The sequence below is a fragment of the Promicromonospora sp. NPDC050880 genome (assembly GCF_044456525.1).
GTDB lineage: Bacteria > Actinomycetota > Actinomycetes > Actinomycetales > Cellulomonadaceae > Promicromonospora.
In genome coordinates this window covers 75,116-92,665 of record NZ_JBITFV010000011.1, presented here as the reverse complement: position 1 = coordinate 92,665, position 17,550 = coordinate 75,116, and the positions used below count along the sequence as shown (strand labels likewise).

16 protein-coding genes are annotated in these 17,550 nt (G+C 73.2%); 8 read left to right on the top strand and 8 right to left on the bottom strand.

The features are described from left to right. Positions 1-11: 11 nt before the first annotated feature. Both ACIBBF_RS17735 and ACIBBF_RS17730 read right to left on the bottom strand, forming a co-directional pair. Positions 12-1,565, bottom strand: a complete 1,554-nt coding sequence (locus ACIBBF_RS17735; RefSeq protein WP_397415786.1) for a sensor histidine kinase — start codon at positions 1,563-1,565, stop codon at positions 12-14. Then, positions 1,558-2,328, bottom strand: coding sequence for a response regulator transcription factor (locus ACIBBF_RS17730; protein WP_397415784.1), 771 nt, complete (start codon positions 2,326-2,328; stop codon positions 1,558-1,560). The genes ACIBBF_RS17735 and ACIBBF_RS17730 overlap by 8 nt, the downstream gene beginning before the upstream one ends. Positions 2,329-2,497: 169 nt before the next feature. Here ACIBBF_RS17730 and ACIBBF_RS17725 point away from each other — a divergent pair, with 169 nt between their 5' ends. From ACIBBF_RS17725 to ACIBBF_RS17715, 3 genes are all read left to right on the top strand, one after another. Beyond that, complete coding sequence (locus tag ACIBBF_RS17725) at positions 2,498-3,898, top strand: glycosyltransferase (RefSeq protein WP_397415782.1); 1,401 nt, start codon at positions 2,498-2,500, stop codon at positions 3,896-3,898. Next, complete coding sequence (locus ACIBBF_RS17720; RefSeq protein WP_397415780.1) at positions 3,895-6,021, top strand: ArnT family glycosyltransferase; 2,127 nt, start codon at positions 3,895-3,897, stop codon at positions 6,019-6,021. Before ACIBBF_RS17725 ends, ACIBBF_RS17720 begins: the two co-directional genes overlap by 4 nt. 116 nt (positions 6,022-6,137) lie before the next feature. Beyond that, entirely contained in the window at positions 6,138-7,076 is a 939-nt protein-coding gene (locus ACIBBF_RS17715; protein ID WP_397415778.1) for an aldo/keto reductase, read from the top strand. Positions 7,077-7,109: 33 nt separating this feature from the next. Here the strand turns inward: ACIBBF_RS17715 and ACIBBF_RS17710 are convergent, their stop codons facing one another. Next, complete coding sequence (locus tag ACIBBF_RS17710) at positions 7,110-7,880, bottom strand: IclR family transcriptional regulator (protein ID WP_397415776.1); 771 nt, start codon at positions 7,878-7,880, stop codon at positions 7,110-7,112. A 146-nt stretch (positions 7,881-8,026) separates the two neighbouring features. Between ACIBBF_RS17710 and ACIBBF_RS17705 the strand changes: the two genes are divergently transcribed. The 3 genes from ACIBBF_RS17705 to ACIBBF_RS17695 are packed head-to-tail and all read left to right on the top strand — an operon-like array spanning position 8,027 to position 11,091. Further along, positions 8,027-9,391: an NAD(P)-binding domain-containing protein gene (locus ACIBBF_RS17705; RefSeq protein ID WP_397415773.1), complete on the top strand. Its 1,365-nt coding sequence runs from the start codon at positions 8,027-8,029 to the stop codon at positions 9,389-9,391. 54 nt (positions 9,392-9,445) lie between these two features. Continuing rightward, positions 9,446-10,792, top strand: a complete 1,347-nt coding sequence (locus tag ACIBBF_RS17700) for a TRAP transporter large permease subunit (protein ID WP_397415771.1) — start codon at positions 9,446-9,448, stop codon at positions 10,790-10,792. A gap of 44 nt (positions 10,793-10,836) precedes the next feature. Continuing rightward, positions 10,837-11,091: a hypothetical protein gene (locus tag ACIBBF_RS17695; RefSeq protein ID WP_397415769.1), complete on the top strand. Its 255-nt coding sequence runs from the start codon at positions 10,837-10,839 to the stop codon at positions 11,089-11,091. Positions 11,092-11,146: 55 nt separating this feature from the next. Here ACIBBF_RS17695 and ACIBBF_RS17690 read toward each other — a convergent pair whose 3' ends face one another. Both ACIBBF_RS17690 and ACIBBF_RS17685 read right to left on the bottom strand, forming a co-directional pair. Continuing rightward, on the bottom strand, positions 11,147-12,118 hold the full coding sequence (locus ACIBBF_RS17690) for a zinc-binding dehydrogenase (protein ID WP_397415767.1): 972 nt from the start codon (positions 12,116-12,118) through the stop codon (positions 11,147-11,149). A gap of 103 nt (positions 12,119-12,221) precedes the next feature. Beyond that, the gene (locus tag ACIBBF_RS17685) at positions 12,222-12,866 is read right to left on the bottom strand and encodes a TetR/AcrR family transcriptional regulator (RefSeq protein ID WP_397415765.1); all 645 of its coding nucleotides are present in this window, start codon (positions 12,864-12,866) and stop codon (positions 12,222-12,224) included. 60 nt (positions 12,867-12,926) lie between these two features. On the opposite strand from ACIBBF_RS17685, the gene ACIBBF_RS17680 reads away from it, so the two are divergent. Next, the gene (locus ACIBBF_RS17680; protein WP_397415763.1) at positions 12,927-13,343 is read left to right on the top strand and encodes a DUF952 domain-containing protein; all 417 of its coding nucleotides are present in this window, start codon (positions 12,927-12,929) and stop codon (positions 13,341-13,343) included. Positions 13,344-13,601: 258 nt separating this feature from the next. On the opposite strand, the gene ACIBBF_RS17675 is transcribed toward ACIBBF_RS17680, so the two are convergent. Further along, entirely contained in the window at positions 13,602-13,958 is a 357-nt protein-coding gene (locus ACIBBF_RS17675) for an ArsR/SmtB family transcription factor (protein ID WP_397415761.1), read from the bottom strand. Between the two features lie 175 nt (positions 13,959-14,133). On the opposite strand from ACIBBF_RS17675, the gene ACIBBF_RS17670 reads away from it, so the two are divergent. Continuing rightward, complete coding sequence (locus ACIBBF_RS17670) at positions 14,134-15,087, top strand: NmrA/HSCARG family protein (protein WP_397415758.1); 954 nt, start codon at positions 14,134-14,136, stop codon at positions 15,085-15,087. 4 nt (positions 15,088-15,091) lie between these two features. On the opposite strand, the gene ACIBBF_RS17665 is transcribed toward ACIBBF_RS17670, so the two are convergent. Together ACIBBF_RS17665 and ACIBBF_RS17660 are read right to left on the bottom strand one after the other, a co-directional pair. Continuing rightward, the gene (locus ACIBBF_RS17665) at positions 15,092-15,817 is read right to left on the bottom strand and encodes an aspartate/glutamate racemase family protein (protein ID WP_397415755.1); all 726 of its coding nucleotides are present in this window, start codon (positions 15,815-15,817) and stop codon (positions 15,092-15,094) included. Positions 15,818-15,819: 2 nt separating this feature from the next. After that, positions 15,820-17,427 carry an NCS1 family nucleobase:cation symporter-1 gene (locus tag ACIBBF_RS17660; RefSeq protein ID WP_397415753.1) on the bottom strand — a complete coding sequence of 536 codons (1,608 nt, stop codon included), beginning with the start codon at positions 17,425-17,427 and terminating at the stop codon, positions 15,820-15,822. Positions 17,428-17,550: the final 123 nt, after the last annotated feature.

Genomic DNA, 17,550 nt, shown 5'->3' with positions numbered 1-17,550 from the left:
CCGCCTCGACGCTAACCGACCGGGGCTCCGCCGTCCTGCAGGAACCTGCAACGACCGGGATGGTGCGGCAGGCACACGGTGAACGTGGTCCCGGCCGGTCCGGGTTCGCCCGTCGTCGCGGAGCGCACGTCGATGCTCCCGTCGTGGGCGGCGACGATCGACTCGGCGATGGCGAGCCCGAGGCCGGTTGACCCGCCCGCGCGGTTGCGCGCGGTGTCGCCGCGCGTGAAGCGACGGAAGAGCGTGCCGCGCAGCTCCGCCGGGATGCCGGGGCCGTCGTCGGTGACGGTGAGCCGGACGGCGTCGCCGGTGCGCCCGAGCCGCACGTCCACGTGGGTGCCGGCCGGGGTGTGGGTGCGCGCGTTGGCGAGCAGGTTCGCGAGGACCTGCTGGAGCCGGGCCTCGTCGCCGGTCACGAGCAGGTCGCCCGCCGCGTCGGCCGGCCCGTCCGGCAGGTGCAGCGTCCAGGTGTGGTCCGGGCCCGCCACGTGCGCGTCCATGACGGCGCCGACGGCAAGGGCCGCGAGGTCGACGGCAGCACGGTCGAGCCGGCGTCCGGCGTCGAGCCGCGCCAGCAGCAGCAGGTCCTCGACGAGGGCCGTCATGCGCACCGCCTCGGACTCGATGCGGTCCAGCGAGCGGGCCGCGGTGGGCGGGAGCTCCTCGGCGGACCGGTGCACGAGCTCGGCATAGCCGCGGATCGAGGTCAGGGGCGTGCGCAGCTCGTGGCTCGCGTCCGCGACGAAACCGCGCACCTGCGTCTCGGAGTCGTGCCGGGCCTGGAGCGAGGTCTCCACGTTCTGGAGCATGCGGTTCAGGGCGGCGCCGACCTGCCCGACCTCGGTCCGCTCGTCGGTGAGGTTCTCGGGGACACGGGGGATGGTGCCGATCGCGCCCCGGGACAGCTCGAGCTCGGAGACCTGGCGCGCGGCGTCCGCGACGCCGTCGAGGGGGCGCAGGGAGCGACGCACGAGCCACGCGCCGACGACGACGGCGGCCAGCACCGCCGCGACACCCAGGGCGGTCTCGACCAGGACGTAGCTCCGCACGGTCGCGTCCACGGTGCTCGTGCTCGCGGCGACGACGACCGGCTGCCCGTCGTCGGTGGTGCGGTGCACCGCACGGAACGAACCGAGGCCACCGAGCTGTACGTCGTGCGCGCGCCCGTCGGCGGGCACCGCGAGGAGCTCGGCCACCTGTCCGTCGTCGAGGTCCTCCCGGTCCAGGGAGGTGGTGACGTGGTCGGCGAGCACGGGCTCGCCGTCGAGGTAGCGCACGACCACGCTCCCGGGGCTCAGGCCGGGCGGGAACGCGGGCGGCGTGCCGTCGTCCGGGCGCGGGGGCACGGGTGCCTCGTCTCCGGCCGGCGGCCGCGCGGGCCCACGAGAGAGCGCCTGGCTCGCCTGGTCCAGGTCGCCGTCGAGCCGGTCCACGAGCTGCGAGCGCAGGCCCGCCGTCGAGGCCACCGCGAGGGCGACGGTCACGGCCAGCACGACGGTCGCGAGCACGAGTACCAGCCGTCGTCGCAGGGTGACGGCTCGTCGTGGCCGCGGGGCGTCAGCCACGAGCCGCCCGCGCGCCGTGGGCCGGCCGGAGCGTGTACCCGACCCCGCGCAGCGTGTGGATCATGGGCTCGCGCCCCCGGTCGATCTTGCGGCGCAGGTAGGACACGTACAGCTCGACGATGTTCGCCTGCCCGCCGAAGTCGTAGTGCCACACGTGGTCGAGGATCTGCGCCTTGGACAGGACCCGGCGCGGGTTGCGCATCAGGTAGCGCAGCAGCTCGAACTCGGTGGCCGTGAGCCGGATCTCCGCGCCCGCGCGCCGCACCTCGTACGCGTCCTCGTCGAGCTCCAGGTCGCCGACGACGATGACGGCGCTCTGGGCGTCGGTGGTCGCGCCGCGCCGGCGCAGCAGGCCGCGCAGCCGGGCGACCACCTCCTCCAGGCTGAAGGGCTTGGTGACGTAGTCGTCGCCGCCCGCGGTCAGCCCCGCGACGCGGTCCTCGACCGCGTCCCGCGCCGTGAGGAACAGCACCGGCATCCGGTCGTCCAGGGCACGCAGCCGCCGCAGCACGGTGAACCCGTCCGTGTCCGGGAGCATGATGTCGAGCACGACGGCGTCCGGGCCGGTCGCGCGTGCCGTGCGAACCGCCGAGATGCCGTCGTGAGCCGCCGAGACGTCCATGCCCTCCAGGCGCAGCGCGGACGTGAGCAGCTCGGTGAGGTTGGGCTCGTCGTCCACCACGAGCACCCGGACCGGTGAGCCGTCGGGCCGGCTGAGGCGGGGCTGGTGGGGGTGGCCGGCGGCCGGGCTGGTCGTGGTCATCGACCCACGATGTCCCCGCGACCGGTGACCATCCTGTGCCGCGCCTGTGCGTTGCCTATGACTCCGGACACGGCTCCGGACACGGCCCCGGACACGGCTCCGGCACGCACATGAGATGCATAGGCCGGCCACAGTTTCACCCGGGGGTCGGCCGCGAACGATCGTCGGCATGAACTCATCGCTCTCCTCCGACGCCGGTCCCCGGCCGGCTCCCGACGTCACCGACCTGCCGCCCGGTGCACCCGTGCTCGACCTCGTGATCCCCGTCTACAACGAGGAACGCGGGCTCGAGCGTGCGGTGCGTGCCGCCCACGCCTACCTGACCACCCGCTTCCCCTACCCGGCGCGGATCACCGTGGTCGACAACGCCTCGACCGACGGCACCCTCGCTGTCGCGCAGCGCCTCCTGGCGGAGCTCGACGGCGTCCACGTGCTCCACCTGGACGCCAAGGGCCGCGGCCGTGCGCTGCACACCGCCTGGCTCGCCTCCGACGCGCAGGTGCTCGCCTACATGGACGTCGACCTGTCGACCGACCTGTCGGCCCTGCTGCCCCTGGTCGCCCCCCTGGTCTCCGGCCACTCGCACCTCGCGATCGGCACCCGGCTGGCCCGCGGCTCGCGCACCGTGCGCGGACCGCGGCGCGAGATCATCTCCCGCGGGTACAACATGCTGCTGCGCGGCACGCTGGCCGCCCGGTTCACCGACGCGCAGTGCGGTTTCAAGGCCATCCGGGCCGACGCCGCCCGTGCGCTGCTGCCGCTGGTCGCCGACACGCAGTGGTTCTTCGACACCGAGCTGCTGGTGCTGGCCGAGCGGGCGGGCCTGCGCATCCACGAGGTGCCCGTCGACTGGGTGGACGACCCGGACAGCCGGGTCGACATCGTCGCCACCGCGCTGGCGGACCTCCGGGGCATCGCGCGCCTGGCCCGCGACCTGGTCTCGGGGCGGCTGCCGCTCGCCGAGGTGCGCGCGCACCTGCCCGGCGCCGTCTGGGCACCGGGCGCCGGGCCCGATGCCGGGGCCGCGCTCGAACCCCGCCGCGCCCTGCTGCTGCACCAGCTCGTCCGGTTCGGCCTCGTCGGGGTCGCCAGCACCGTCGCCTACGTGCTGCTCTACCTGCTGCTCGCGGGCGTCACCGGGCCCCAGGCGGCCAACTTCACCGCCCTGGTGCTCACGGCCGTCGCCAACACGGCGGCCAACCGCCGCGTCACGTTCGGGGTGCGCGGTCCGGACCGGCTCGGCACCCACCACGGGCAAGGGCTGGTCGTCTTCGGCCTGGCCTGGATGCTGACCGCCGGGTCCCTGTGGCTGCTCCACACCGTCTCGCCCGGCACCGGCCGTGCCGTCGAGCTGGCCGTGCTCGTCGCGGCGAACCTCGTCGCGACCCTCCTGCGGTTCGTGCTGCTGCGCGTGTGGGTCTTCCGGCCGCGCGCCGCAGCTGTCCCGGCCGGCACCGGGCCGGCTCCGTCCGCCCTACCGGCCGACCGCGCGTCCGCACCGGCACCGACCACCGCGGGACCCGCCCGGACCGGCGCGCCCGCCCCCGCCTCCGAAGGGAACCCCTCATGACCACCCCAGCACACGTCGCCCCGGCGCTCGCCGGCCCCGGCGTCCCCGTCCTCGTCCGCCCGCCCGCGGACGCCGCCCCCGAGGCGCCGGACCACGCGACCCGGGCGCGCTGGGAGCGCCCCGCGCTGCTCGGTCTTCTGCTCGTCACGGCGCTGCTCTACCTGTGGGGGCTGTCGGCCTCCGGCTGGGCCAACTCGTTCTACTCCGCGGCCGTGCAGGCCGGTTCCGAGTCGTGGACGGCCTTCCTCTACGGGGCGTCCGACGCCGCCGGGGCCATCACCGTGGACAAGCCACCCGCCTCGCTGTGGGTCATGGCGCTGTCGGTGCGGCTGTTCGGGCTCTCGTCGTGGTCGATCCTGGTGCCGCAGGCGCTGATGGGCGTGGCCACCGTCGGCGTCCTGTATGCGACGGTGCACCGCGCGTTCTCCGCCCGGGCCGCCCTGCTCGCGGGCGCCGTCCTCGCCCTGACCCCGGTCGCGGCCCTGATGTTCCGCTTCAACAACCCCGACGCGCTCCTGCTGCTCCTGCTCACCGGCGCCGTGGCGGCCGTGCTGCGCGCGGTCGAGGGACCCCGCACCACGCGGTGGATGGTGCTCGCCGGCGCCCTGGTGGGGCTCGCGTTCCTCACCAAGCAGCTCCAGGCCTTCCTCGTGCTGCCCAGCCTCGCGCTGATGTTCCTCGGGGCGGCGCCGGTGGGCCTCGGCCGGCGGATCCGGGACAGCCTGCTCGGCATCGCGGCCATGGTGGTGGCCGGCGGCTGGTGGGTGGCACTCGTCGAGCTCGTGCCTGCCTCGATGCGGCCGTACGTCGGCGGCTCGCAGACCAACTCGTTCCTGGAGCTCACGTTCGGCTACAACGGCCTGGGGCGCATCACCGGCGACGAGGAGGGCTCCGTCGGCGGGGGCGGCGGCATGGGCGGCGGGTTCGGCGGCTCCACCGGTCTCACCCGCCTGTTCGACGCCGAGAACGGCGGCCAGATCACGTGGCTCGTGCCCGCCGCCCTGATCCTCGCGGCGGGTGCGCTGTGGGCTCGCCGCCGGGCGCCCCGCACCGACGTCCGGCGTGCCGCCGTGCTGGGCTGGCTCTCGTTGCTGCTGGTCACCGCCCTGACGTTCTCGTTCATGGCCGGCATCTTCCACGCCTACTACACCGTGGCGCTGGCCGCTCCGGTCGCGGCCCTGGTCGGGATCGGGGGCTGGACCCTGTGGGGCGAGCGGCACGCCCCGTGGGCGCTCTGGCTCCTCGCGGCGGCGAGCGGCACGACGACGGCGTGGGCGGTGGTGCTCCTCGGGCGCAGCGCCGACTGGCTGCCGTGGCTGCGCTGGACCGTCCTGGCCGTGGGCGCCCTCGGCACGCTGGCGCTGGTCGCGGCGGCCGTGCGCCCGGGGCGGGCCGCGGTGGCGCGGGCCGGGGCGGCGCTCGCGCTGGTGGCCGGCCTCGCCGGACCGGCGGCGTACACGCTGCAGACGGTCGCCACGCCGCACGCCGGGTCGATCGTGACCGCGGGGCCGTCCGTGTCCGGCGGGTTCGGGGGCATGGGCGGCGGGATGCCCGGGGGAGGGATGGCTGGGGGCGGGACGGCAGGTGCCGGCGGTCAGGCCGGCGGGGGCCAGATGGGCCGGCCGCCTGCCGGCGGGCAGATGGGTCAGCCGCCGACCGGGGGCCAGATGGGTCAGCCGCCGACCGGGACCGGTGGCACGGGCGGCATGGCCGGTGGCATGGGTGGCCTGCTGAACGGCGCCGAGGTGTCCGAGGAGCTCGCCGCCCTCCTGCTCCAGGACGCCGACCGGTACACCTGGGCCGCGGCGGCCGTGGGCTCGCAGAACGCGGCGTCGTACCAGCTCGAGACCGAGCAGCCGGTGATGGCGGTCGGTGGCTTCAACGGGTCCGACCCGTCGCCCACCCTGGAGCAGTTCCAGGAGTACGTCGCCGCCGGGGAGATCCACTGGTTCGTGGGCGGGGGCGGGTTCGGCGGGCAGAACGGCGGATCGTCGTCGTCGAGCGAGATCGCCGCGTGGGTCGAGGAGAACTTCACGGCGACGACCGTCGACGGCGTCACCCTGTACGACCTGACCGGTGCGGCGGCCGCGCCGTCGACGGGGACGGGGACGGCGGACGTCTGACCTTCGGTCGGGTTCGACCCCGCGGCGGCGTCGTCGGGGTACGGTCGGTGGTCGCGTCGCGAGGCGCGACCACCGACCGGGCGCTCGCCGCGCCCACGATCGTCGAGGAGAGGCCGATGACCCAGGAGACCCGCACTGCCACGATCGGCGCCGGCCCGGTCACGCTCGGTACGTCGGGACTCGGTGCGCGCACCGCGCCGGGGTCCGCGGACGAGGAGGCGGCGGTCGAGGTCGCGCTCGACCTGTTCGCCGGCGACCACGCCTTCCTGGACACGTCCAACAACTACGCCGGGGGCCGGTCGGAGGCCGTGCTCGGGCTGGCCCTGGCGCGCCTCGCACCGGAGGCGGCCGCCCGTGTCGTGTCGAAGGTCGACCACGAGCCCGGGACGCGGGTGTTCGACCGTGACCGCGTGCTGCGCTCGTTCGACGAGACCACGGCGCGGCTGGGTGTCGACCACCTGCCGCTGCTGCACCTGCACGACCCCTACTCGGTGACGTTCGAGGAGGCGGTCGGCCCCGGTGGCGCGGTGGAGGGGCTCGTCGAGCTGCGCGAGGCGGGGCGGGTGGGGGCGATCGGCGTCGCCGCGGCTCCGGTACCCCTGATGGCCAGGTACGTGCGGACCGGCGTGTTCGACGCCGTGCTGATCCACAACCGGTTCACGGTCGTCGACCAGTCGGCAGCCCCCGTCTTCGCGGAGGCCAAGGAGCGAGGGATGACCGTGTTCAACGCGGCGCCGTTCGGCTCGGGCCTGCTCGCCAAGGGCCCGCACGACGGCGCCGTGTACGACTACCGGCCCGCGGGTGCCGACCTGCTGGCCTGGACGCGACGGCTGCAGGAGACGTGCGCGGCTCACGGGGTGTCCCTGCCGGCCGTGGCGCTGCACTACTCGCTGCGCTCGCCGCTGGTCGACTCGACGGTGGTCGGCGTCGCGTCGCCGGGGCGCCGGGCGCAGCTCGACCGGCTCGTCGCGACCCAGGTCCCGGACGAGCTGTGGGACGCGGTCGACGCGCTCGGGCCGGCGCCGTCGCCGGTGGACGACAGCGCCTACGCCTGACGCCAGGCGTCCGCGGCCTCCGGGCCGGCGACGTCAGCCGCCCGCGGGTACGCGCGCGCCGATGGTCCGGGCGGCACGGCAGACCTCGCCCGGCAGCGGCGACGTGTGCACATCCGTCATGGCGCTGGTCGCGCCGCTGAGGCCCAGCGAGCCCAGCGGCCGGTCGGTCACGTCGGTGATGAGCGCGGCGACGGCGGTGGTGCCGAGCTGCCGTTCGTTCACCGAGACCGCGAACCCCTGCTCGTGCGCCGCCGTGAGGTCGGCGCGGACCTCGTCGGCGTCGAGGGCCGTGCCGTCGGCCAGGCGGACCGACGGCGCACCACCCGTCGCCGTCCCGACGGCGGTGGTCAGGTCGTCGGCGGCGAGGAAGGCCTTGCCGGCCGCGCCGGGGTACAGGGGGAGCCGCTCGCCGATGGGCAGGGAGTACTCGGGTCGCCTGCCGCCCTCGTGGCGGTCGATGAGCACGCGGGTGTCCTGGATGCGCACGTACAGCGAGGCCGTCAGGCCGGTGGCGGCCGCGAGCTGTTCGAGCACGGGACGGGCCACGAGCCGCAGGGGACTGGTCGTGGCGAACGCGTGCGCGGTGGACAGTGCCGCGGGGCCGGCCGTGTAGCCGTGGCTGTTCCGGCTGGCGTAACCGTGCTCGACCAGCACGTTGACCAGGCGCTGCGTCGTGGCCAGGTGGAATCCCGCGCGCTGCGCCAGGTCGGTCAGCCGCAGCGGCTGCTGGGCCAGCTCGAGGGTCTTCAGCACGGAGAACGCCCGGTGCACCGACCGCATCGGGCTGTTGCTCGTCTCGCTCACGCCGCCTCCTTCGTCGCCGGGACAAGCTATCACTGTGTGAGAGCACCGCTCGCATGGTGGTCACTGATTGACGTCGCTCCGAGCGCTTGCGTAGAAATCTCGCACAGCAAGTGTGGCTATCACACTATGAGAACTAGGAGCGATCAATGAGGCTCGCAGTACTTGGCCTGGGCGAAGCAGGAACCATCTACGCGCAGGGGTTCACCACCGCCGGCGCCGAGGTCGCCGGGTTCGACCCCGGCGACACCGCCACCCCGCCCGGCGTCCGCCGAGCGGGTTCCGTGGGGGACGCCGTGGCCGGCGCCGACCTGGTGATCAGCCTGGTCACCGCGGCGCACGCCGTCGACGTGGCCCGCGAGGCGGCGCCGGCACTGGCGCCCGAGGCGCTGTACGCCGACCTGAACGCCGCGTCCCCCGAGCTCAAGCACGAGGTGGCGGCGGCGCTGGGCGGGGCGAGCGGGCGCTTCGCCGACGTCGCCGTCATCGGCTCCGTGCCCCAGAACGGGCCGCGGACCTCCCTGCTCGTGTCCGGTCCGGCCACCACGGGCGTCGCGTCGTCCTTCCGCGAGCTCGGCGCCCCCGTCGAGGCGATGGGCGGCGACCCGGGCGACGCCACGCGGCGCAAGATCCTGCGGTCCGTCTTCATGAAGGGCCTCGGCGCCGTGATCACCGAGGCGATCGACGCCGGCGTCGCCGCCGGCGAGGAGGCGTGGGTGCGGGACCAGATCACCGCAGAGCTCGCCGGCGGCCGCGCCGCCGCGGAGCGGCTCGACCTCGGCACGCGCAAGCACGCCGTGCGCCGCTCCCACGAGTCCGCGGCCGCGGCCGGGCTGCTGTCCTCCCTGGGGGTCAACCCCGTGGTCACGACGGCGGCCGCGGAGCGTCACCGGTACCTCGGCCAGTTCGCGGGCGAGGCACCCGACCGGCTGGAGGACCTGCTCGCCGCCTACTCCGGCGTGCCCACCGCCGCGATCGGCGACGCCCGGGACCGGCTCGGCGTCGTGGACCCGCGCGTGCGGACCATGTGGCCCGGCGCGCACGTCGCCGGCCGGGCGCTGACCGTCCTGTGCCGCCCCGGCGACAACCAGGGCATCCACCAGGCCCTGACCGTCGCGCGTCCCGGTGACGTGCTCGTGGTCGACGGCGGTGGGCACCCCGCCCGCGCCCTGATCGGCGAGCTGATCGCCCACCGGGCCGTCAACCGCGGCATCGCCGGGATGATCATCGACGGCGCCGTCCGCGACGTCCCCGCGCTGCAGGAGGCCCGGTTCCCGGTCTGGGCCGTCGGCTCCTCGCCGGCCGGCCCCTACAAGTCCGGCCCGTACCGCATCGGCACGGCGGTCTCGGTCGGCGGAGCGGTGGTCCACCCCGGCGACGTCGTGGTCGCCGACGCCGACGGCGTCATCGTCGTACCGCTGGCCGAGGCGGCACGTACCCTCGCCGGGGCGCGCGCCGTCCTCGCGGACGAGGCCGCCCGCTACCGGACGATCCTCGGCGAACGTCCCGCCTGACCCGCAGTCACCACCCAGCCGTCCTTCCCGCTCCGACGCTGTAGAGGGAGAATCATGCCCATCGGGCTCATCGCACTCGGCGTGTTCATCGCCGTCATCGTCCTCGGCAACGTGGTCCTCAGACGCAACATGGGCGAGGCCATGCTGCTCGGACTGCTCGCCACCACCCTGTTCGCCGGCACGGGCGCACCCCAGGCGCTGCTGCACGGCCTGCGCGCCGCCCTCGACGAGGAGGTCCTGTACGCCGCCCTCGCGTTCGTCTTCATGGCCTACGTCGTGGACCGCACCGGACTCATCCAGCGCCTGCTGGAGATCCTCAACTCCGTCTTCGGCAGGTTCCGCGGGGGCCCGGCCCTCGTGGACACCGTCGGGTCCGCGGCCATGGGGGCGCTGTCCGGGTCCAACTCCGGCAACACCGCCACCACCGGCGCGTTCACCGGCCCCTGGATGGTCCGCACCGGGTGGACGCCGGCACGCAGCGCCACGGTGCTGGCCGGCAACGGCGGCCTCGGCGCCGCGATGCCGCCGAGCTCGTCCATGGTCATCATGATCGGGTTCGCCGGGTCGCTGGTCACCACCGGCCAGATCTACCTCGCCCTGCTGGCCGCCGGCCTGTACCAGGTGGTCTGGCGGGCGCTGCTCGTCATGTACTTCGTGCGGCGCGACGGGATCCAGCGCGTGCCCGGCGACCAGATCAAGCCCCTGCGCCAGGCCCTGCACGACGGCGGCAGCGCGACGCTCATCATGTTCGGCGCGCTGATCCCCATCGTCGTCACCATCGGCCCCCTCGCGACCTTCCTGGAGGACGACGCCCGGCTCGGCGCCGCACTCGAGGACGTCTCGCTCCTGACCTGGATCCCGGTGCTCATCACCGTGATCGCCCTGGTCCTCGGGCGCCGGTCGCTGCCCCGGAGCAGCGGTCAGTGGTTCTCGTGGCTCGCGGAGTCCATGCCGCGGTTCTCCAGCATCGGCGCGCTGCTGTTCTTCGCCGTCGCCGCCAGCCAGGTGCTCAGCGAGCTCGGGCTCGAACGCGACATCGACCGCCTGCTCGGCGAGCTGCACCTCAACCCGTACGTGTCCGTGCTGATCGTCGGCGTGCTCATCGCGGTCGTGGCCGGGCCGCTGTCCTCGACCGCCACGCTCACCGCCGTCGGCCAGGTGTCGCTGCTCGCGCTCGTCGCCGTGGGGATCGACCCGGTCCTGGCCGTCACCGCGATCCTCGTCTTCGCCTCCACCGAGGGCGCCTCGCCGCCGGCGTCCGGCTCGATCTTCGTCGCCGCGGGGCTGACCGGGGCCAAGCCCGAGCAGACGTTCCTGCCCCTGATCGTCTACTACATGGTGCCCATCATGCTGATCGGCTGCCTCATCGCCTGGGGTGTCCTGCCCGTGTTCGGCACCTGATGCCCCCCGTCCCGCACGAGAAACCGGCTCACGAAAGGACACCCATGACCTCCACGGCAGTCCCCGCCACCCGCGCTCAGGCCCTGTGCCGCAGCGCCTTCGTCGTCACCCTGCTCGTCTTCCTGGGGCTCGCGGCCACCCTGGTCGCCGTCCAGCTGCTGGGCGTGGTCCTGCTGCGCCCGGACTGGGTGTCCGGCGCGTCGCAGGCGCTGCTCGTCCCCGCGATCACCGCCGGCGTCGTCTTCGGCCTGGTGGGTTTCGTCGGGAGCTACCTGACGCCCGGCACCGGCGACGACTGACGTCGCGGGGCGTCACTCCCAGCGCCGGCGCAGCGGGGGCAGCGGGAGCCCCCGCTCAGATCAGCAGCAAGGACTTGCCCACAGTCGCGCGCTCCGCGAGCGAGGCATGTGCGGCGGACGCATCGGCCAGCGCGTACGTCGCACCGACCGCCGGCCTGATCCGGCCCTGAGCCGCCAGGTCCAGCACCCGCACCAGCAGGGCGCGGACGAGGGCCGGGTCGGGGGTCCCCGCGGCGAGCTCGTTGACCACCTCGATCCGCCGGGACCTGGCCAGGTGCGGATCGACCGTGGTGAACTGCCCGCCCGACGTGCCGTAGGTGACGAACCGGCCACCGTCGGCCACCGTGTCGAAGACGGCGGGCCCGAGCGCGGCACCTGCGCCGTCCAGGGCCAGGTCGACGCCGGTCCCGCCCGTCGCCGCCCGTACCCTCTCCACCCAGCCCGCCTGCGTGTAGTCGACGACCACCTCGGCTCCGAGCTCACGCGCCAGGTCGAGCTTGCGCTCACCGCGGGCGGCGCCGATGACGCGCAGCCCGGCGTCGTGCAACAGCTGGACCAGCAGGGACCCGGCGCCGCCGGCTGCTGCGGCCACGAGGACCCACGGGGCACGTCCGCCGGCCGCGGGTGCGTGCCGGACCAGCCGCAGCGCGGTGACCCCGTCCGTCATCAGGGCCGCCGCCTCGGCCAGCCCCACCCCCTGCGGCACGGGGACGACGTCGTCCAGGTCGCTCGCGAGCAGCTCCGCGTACCCCGGCCCGTGCGCGACGACGTCGCGGCCCACCCAGGCGGGGTCGACGCCGTCCCCGACGGACGTCACGGTTCCCGCGCCGCCCGTGCCGGGCACGTAGGGCAGCTCCAGCGGAAAGATCTCGCCGCCCCACCCGCCGCGCAGGAGCGTGTCGAGGAAGATGACGTCGGCGGCGGCCAGCCGGACCACCACCTGGCCAGGTCCGGCCACGGGGTCGGCGACCTCCCGCAGCACCAGCACCTCGGGCCCACCGAACTCCTGTACCTGGATGGCTCGCACCGGCGCTCCTTCGTCATGGCTCGGCCCGTGCGGCCGGCGTCCAGGAGCGACGCTAGAACCTTCACCTTGGTTGAGGTCAAGGAGTCGCTGCCGCGCCGGTGCGTCACGCCTGCCGGCGCAGCACGGTGTCGATGGCGCGCCGGGCGTGGGCGCGCGCCTCCTCGTACGAGGGCGCAGGCGCGAGCCCGAGCAGGCGCCTGCGGTGCGGCTCGCCGAGCAGGAGGGTGTAGATCGCCTCGGCCGTGCCGGGCGCGTCCGGAAGCGGGCCGCCGGCGGTCGTCCGCCGGCTGTCGAGGCTCGCGGCGAGCACCTCGATCGACCGGGCCGGACCCTGCTCGTAGAACGTGGCCGCGAGCTGCGGATGCTGGCGCGACTCGGCGATGACCAGGCGGTGGAGGGTGACGGCGTCGTCCCCGTGCAGGATGTGCACCATCCGCGTGGCGAGCTGTTCCAGGTCTGCGGTGCCGTGGACGGCGGGCCGCTCGTGGACGTGCAGCCGTTCCACGGCGGCGAAGAACAGCCCGGTCTTGTCCGTGAAGTGCCGGTAGACGGTCCGCTTGGTGGCGCCCACCGCGAGCGCGACCGCTTCGATGGTGGTGCCCGTGAACCCGCGTTCGGCGAACAGGCGGACGGCGGCCTCCAGGATCTCCGCACGCCGGGCGTCGACGTCCTCGCGGCGTGGGCGGCCGGGGCCGCGCCGGGTCGCAGCGGGTCCTGTGGCGTCCGTCTCCTCGGGCTCTCTCCTCACGTCAGTAATGATACGTTGCCGTTTCATTGATTGCTGGCCGATGGACGGGGAGGACGACCGATGGCCGAGGAACGACTGCTGCACGTGGCCTTCAGCGACGACTGGGAGGCGTGCGAGCGGTTCGGTGAGTACGACGTGGCGACGCGCAGCACGCTGTTCGACGACACCGGATTCCTCCACTCCACCACCGCGCGGGGCCTGCCGGCCGTGCTGCGCGACGTCTACGGCGACGCGTCCGAGCCACTCGTCCTCGCTGTGATCGACGAGGCGGCCCTGGCTGCTCAGGGGATCACGGTGCGGTGGGAGGCGGGCGCCGGTCCGGACGGCACGGCGGCGCCGCGCATCGAGGGCGTGCTGCCGATGGACCGCGTCACCGTTCCCGCCGTGCTGCCCGTGCGACGAGGCGCGGACGGATGGGTCGCCCCCGACCTCGACGGGTGGCACGTACGCAGCACGCCGCCGCCCGGCGTCGCCTAGGGCCTGTTTGGGATTGGTGTTTTGACCTGCGAGTTCGCCATGATGCGGGGTCGTGAGCGATCCGGCACGTCATGATCTGACCGATGAGACGTGGGCGGTGCCGGAACCGCTGCTGCCCGGCGGGCGCCAGCATGCTTCGTCGGACACAGAACGTCGAGGACGGCGTCGTAGAGCTCGGCGACGCTGCGGGGGTTCCTGGATGGGGGGCGCGCCGGCAGGGACAAGGTCACCACCTGCTGGTGGCCCTCGCGATGGCCGCTATGCCCTGCGGAGCATCTCCGCCAGTCGCGAGAGCGTGTCTTCGTTGCGCTTGTAGTGGACCCACTTGCCGATCCGTGTGGACCGCACAAGGTGCGCCCGTTCGAGGATCGCCATGTACGAAGAGATTGTCGATTGTGCCAACCCCGACTTGGCTTGCAGGTGGCTGACACAGACCCCGACCTCGTCCCGGTCGGCGATCGGTTCCCACTGCGCGAACTCGCCGTGGGGGTCTCGCAGCCAGTCCATGATCTGCAGCCGTGCAGGGTTGGCCAGGGCCTTCAAGGCTTCGACCGCGTCCAGCGGGGCATCGTTTCCCGTCTCGCCCTCTGGGCCCGTCGCCCGTGCCTTCGCCACGCCGTCTCCTTTCTCCTAGACACCATCGTATCTCGATGTGACGAACTGAGTTCGCTCCCTGCAACAAGTTGACGAATCGCGATATGACGATATGTGCGGTGTCCACGTCCTCGGTGTCGCGGCCGCCCGGCTGCGGGCTGCCGCGAACGCCGGGCATACACAAGAGGAGTGCACAGTGCCTGAGAACAGCAAGCCGTTGATCGTCGTCGCGGGTGCCACCAGCAAGCAGGGCAGGAGCGTTGCCACGTCCTTGCTCGAGAGCGGCAAGTTCCGGGTGCGAGCCCTGACCCGGGACGCCGATTCTGCCCAGGCCCGAGGCTTGGCGGGGATGGGGGCGGAGATTGCCGAGGTTCCCCTCGCGCCGGGTCACCAGCGCGAGCTCGTGGACGCGTTCGGATCGGCCGAGGGGGCTTTCCTGATGACGCCGCCCCTCCTGCCGCCCGACTCCGAGGAGTACCTCATCGGGAGCCAGCTTGCCGATGCCGCAGCCGAAGCCGAAGTAGGTCACGTCGTCTTCAGCACCCTGGAGAACGTCGAGGAGAGGACGTCGGGCACGAAGTGGGCGCCGCACTTCACCGACAAGGCGCTCGTCGCCGAGCACATTCGGACTCTGCCGATCTCGCACACCTTCGTCTCGCTCTCGTTCTACTACACCAATGCGCTGGAGTACTACGTCCCGCACGTCGACGGTGACACGGTGGTCATGCCCTTCTACTTCCCCGAGGACTTCCGCGTCCCGTTCGTGGACCCGCTCACCGCGGCCGGTCCCGCCGTCCTGGAGGTGTTCTCCGACCCCGACTCGTACCGCGGCGCCTGGCTCCCGGTCGTCGGTGACGTGATCTCCCCGGCCGAGATGGTCGAGACGTTCTCACGTGTTACCGGACTCAAGGCCGAGTACCGCAACGCCTACACGCGCGAAGGCCTTCTGGAGTACTTCCCGTTCCTGGGCGTGAACCCGTTGGCAGCCGACGAGACCATCGGCATGGTCGAGTACGCGGTGGAGTACGGATACTTCGGCGACGACCGCGACCTCGAGTGGAGCCGACGCATCGATCCGAGCACGCTGACCTGGGAACAGTTCCTGCGCAACACCGGCTGGCGCGGGGAACGGGTCGCCTTCGGCAACTAGGGCCCTAGGTCAGGCGGAGGGCGTCGGCCCGCGGCGGCAGGCGGTACTCGTCCCGCTTGCTCGTGCCCACGCCCATCCGCACCATCCCGGACACGAGGCCCACGGCGGCGGCCACCCCGTCGACGACCGGCACCCCCGTGTGCCGGGTCAGGTCGGCGCAGAGGTCGGTCATGCCGGCGCAGCCGAGCACCACGGTGTCGGCGCCGTCGAGCACCGCGCGCTCGCAGAGGTGGGCGATCCGCTCGCGGGCGGCCGAGCCGGCGACCTCGAGGTCCAGCACCGGCACGTCGGCGGCGTGCAGGGCGACGCACGCGTCCTGGTACCCGTAGCGCCGGACCAGGTCCTGCGCGCGGCCCAGGGTGCGCGAGAGCGTGGTGACCACCGCGAACGTGCGCCCGGACAGGGTCGCGACGTGCATCGCTGCCTCGGCGATGCCGACCACCGGCCCGGTGGCCTGCTCACGGGCCGCGTCGAGGCCGGGGTCGCCGAAGCAGGCGACGACGTAGCCGTCCGCGGGGTGGTCGCCCGCCTCGCAGGCTGCGACGTCGTGCGCGACCACCAGCGCCGCCCACGCCTCGTCGGTGTGGCTCTCGACGGCGGCCGGGCCGGAGCCCGGCTCGGGACACGTGGCGACGACGGCGACGTCGGGGCCCGCCACCTCCCGGGCGGTGGCCGCGATCTTGCCGGTCATCGCCCGGGAGGTGTTGGGGTTGATCAGCCGGATCTGCACGGTCAGGCCGTGGCGCCGTCTGCCACGCCCGCGGTGCCGCCGTCGAACGACGGGACCTGCGGGCTGAGCCGCTCCAGCCACCAGAAGGAGGCGAAGCCGAGGGCGCACCCGATGAACCAGGTGAAGTTGCCGATCCAGGAGATGTCGAAGTACCCGAGGTCGGCGACCAGCTTGGGCACCACGCCCAGCAGGACCGTCGGCACACCCGCCAGCACGACGGCGAGGACCCCGTTGCGGTTGTAGCCGTTGGTGTACCAGTAGGCGCCCTCGGGGGACATGGTGAACATGTCGTCGACGAGCACCCGCTGCCGCGCCGCCACGTAGTAGCCGGCGATCAGGATGCCGAACAGGGGACCGATCAGGGCGCCCAGCACACCGAGCGTGTAGTGGATCGCGTCGGCGTCGTCGTACCAGTTCCAGGGCAGCAGGAGCACGGAGCCGACGGCGGCGATCATGCCGCCCATGCGCCAGCTCACCTTCTGCGGGGCCACGTTGGAGAAGTCGAACGCGGGGGAGATGAAGTTGGCGACGATGTTGATGCCGACCGTGGCCGTCACGAACGTGAGGCCGCCCAGCAGGATCGCGAACGGGGTGTCGATGCGCTCCACGGTGTGGATCGGGTCGGTGACGAGCTCGCCGAACACGGGGACCGTGGCGGACGCCGTGATCACCGTGAGGATCGAGAAGAACAGGAAGTTCACCGGCAGGCCCAGCAGGTTGCCGCGCTTGACGGCCTGGAACGAGCGGCCGTAGCGGGCGAAGTCACCGAAGTTGAGCATGGGGCCGGAGAAGTACGACACGACGATGGCGACGGCCGTGCAGAACACGCCCACCGAGGCCCAGCCGGTGAGCGGCTCGCCCTGCACGAGGCTCAGGCTGATGTTCGACCAGCCGGCCTCCGAGACCAGGTAGACGGCCAGCACGATCATCACGACGTAGACGGCCGGGCCCGCCCAGTCGATGAACCTGCGGATCGTCTCCATCCCGTTCCAGAACAGTGCGGCCTGCGCGAACCAGAGGACCGCGTACGAGATCCAGCCCAGCGCGCTGAGCCCCAGGAAGGTCGGCTCGACGAGGGCCGCGGCGGCGGGGATGAACTTGAGGAACACGATGTTCAGCGACTCGGCGGCGAGGAACGTCTGCACGCCGTACCAGGCCACCGCGATGAGCCCGCGGATGATCGCGGGGATGTTCGCGCCCTTGACACCGAACACGGCCCGGTTGATCACGGGGTAGGGCACGCCGGTGCTCTGGCTGGGCCGGGCGACCAGGTTGGTGAACACCTGCACGATGACGATGCCGACCACGAGGGCCAGGAGCACCTGCCAGCTCGCGATGCCGAGGGCGAAGAGGCTGCCGGCCGTGACGTAGCCGCCGACGCTGTGCACGTCGGACATCCAGAACGCGAAGATGTTGTACGCCGACCACTTCTGCTCGCGCAGCGGGGCGAGGTCCTCGTTGGCGAGGCGCGGGTCGTACCCGGGCTTGACGTCGCCGGAACCCACCGGGTGCCCGGCGGCCTCCACGAGGTCGTGCTCACCGGCGGGGGAGTGGCGGGGGTGGTCGGGTGCGGCCGCCGTGGAGGCCGTCACCTCCGTGTTCTCGGTCATGAGCGGCCTTCCGAGGGAGTGGTCTGCGAGGTCCCCATGAAGTTATGGGTTAACGCGAGCGCACCGGTTTCCCGGGCGTAACCAGGTCGTAAGGCTCATGTTCAGTGATGGCTTCACGGGTGT

What these genes read in the sequence shown, in the direction of transcription:
- ACIBBF_RS17695 (WP_397415769.1), top strand. Translation starts at nt 10,837, where the DNA reads ATGACCTCCACGGCAGTCCCCGCCACCCGCGCTCAGGCCCTGTGCCGC.
- ACIBBF_RS17715 (WP_397415778.1), top strand. Translation starts at nt 6,138, where the DNA reads ATGACCCAGGAGACCCGCACTGCCACGATCGGCGCCGGCCCGGTCACG.
- ACIBBF_RS17705 (WP_397415773.1), top strand. Translation starts at nt 8,027, where the DNA reads ATGAGGCTCGCAGTACTTGGCCTGGGCGAAGCAGGAACCATCTACGCG.
- ACIBBF_RS17720 (WP_397415780.1), top strand. Translation starts at nt 3,895, where the DNA reads ATGACCACCCCAGCACACGTCGCCCCGGCGCTCGCCGGCCCCGGCGTC.
- ACIBBF_RS17680 (WP_397415763.1), top strand. Translation starts at nt 12,927, where the DNA reads ATGGCCGAGGAACGACTGCTGCACGTGGCCTTCAGCGACGACTGGGAG.
- ACIBBF_RS17700 (WP_397415771.1), top strand. Translation starts at nt 9,446, where the DNA reads ATGCCCATCGGGCTCATCGCACTCGGCGTGTTCATCGCCGTCATCGTC.
- ACIBBF_RS17730 (WP_397415784.1), bottom strand. Translation starts at nt 2,328, where the DNA reads ATGACCACGACCAGCCCGGCCGCCGGCCACCCCCACCAGCCCCGCCTC.
- ACIBBF_RS17660 (WP_397415753.1), bottom strand. Translation starts at nt 17,427, where the DNA reads ATGACCGAGAACACGGAGGTGACGGCCTCCACGGCGGCCGCACCCGAC.
- ACIBBF_RS17725 (WP_397415782.1), top strand. Translation starts at nt 2,498, where the DNA reads ATGAACTCATCGCTCTCCTCCGACGCCGGTCCCCGGCCGGCTCCCGAC.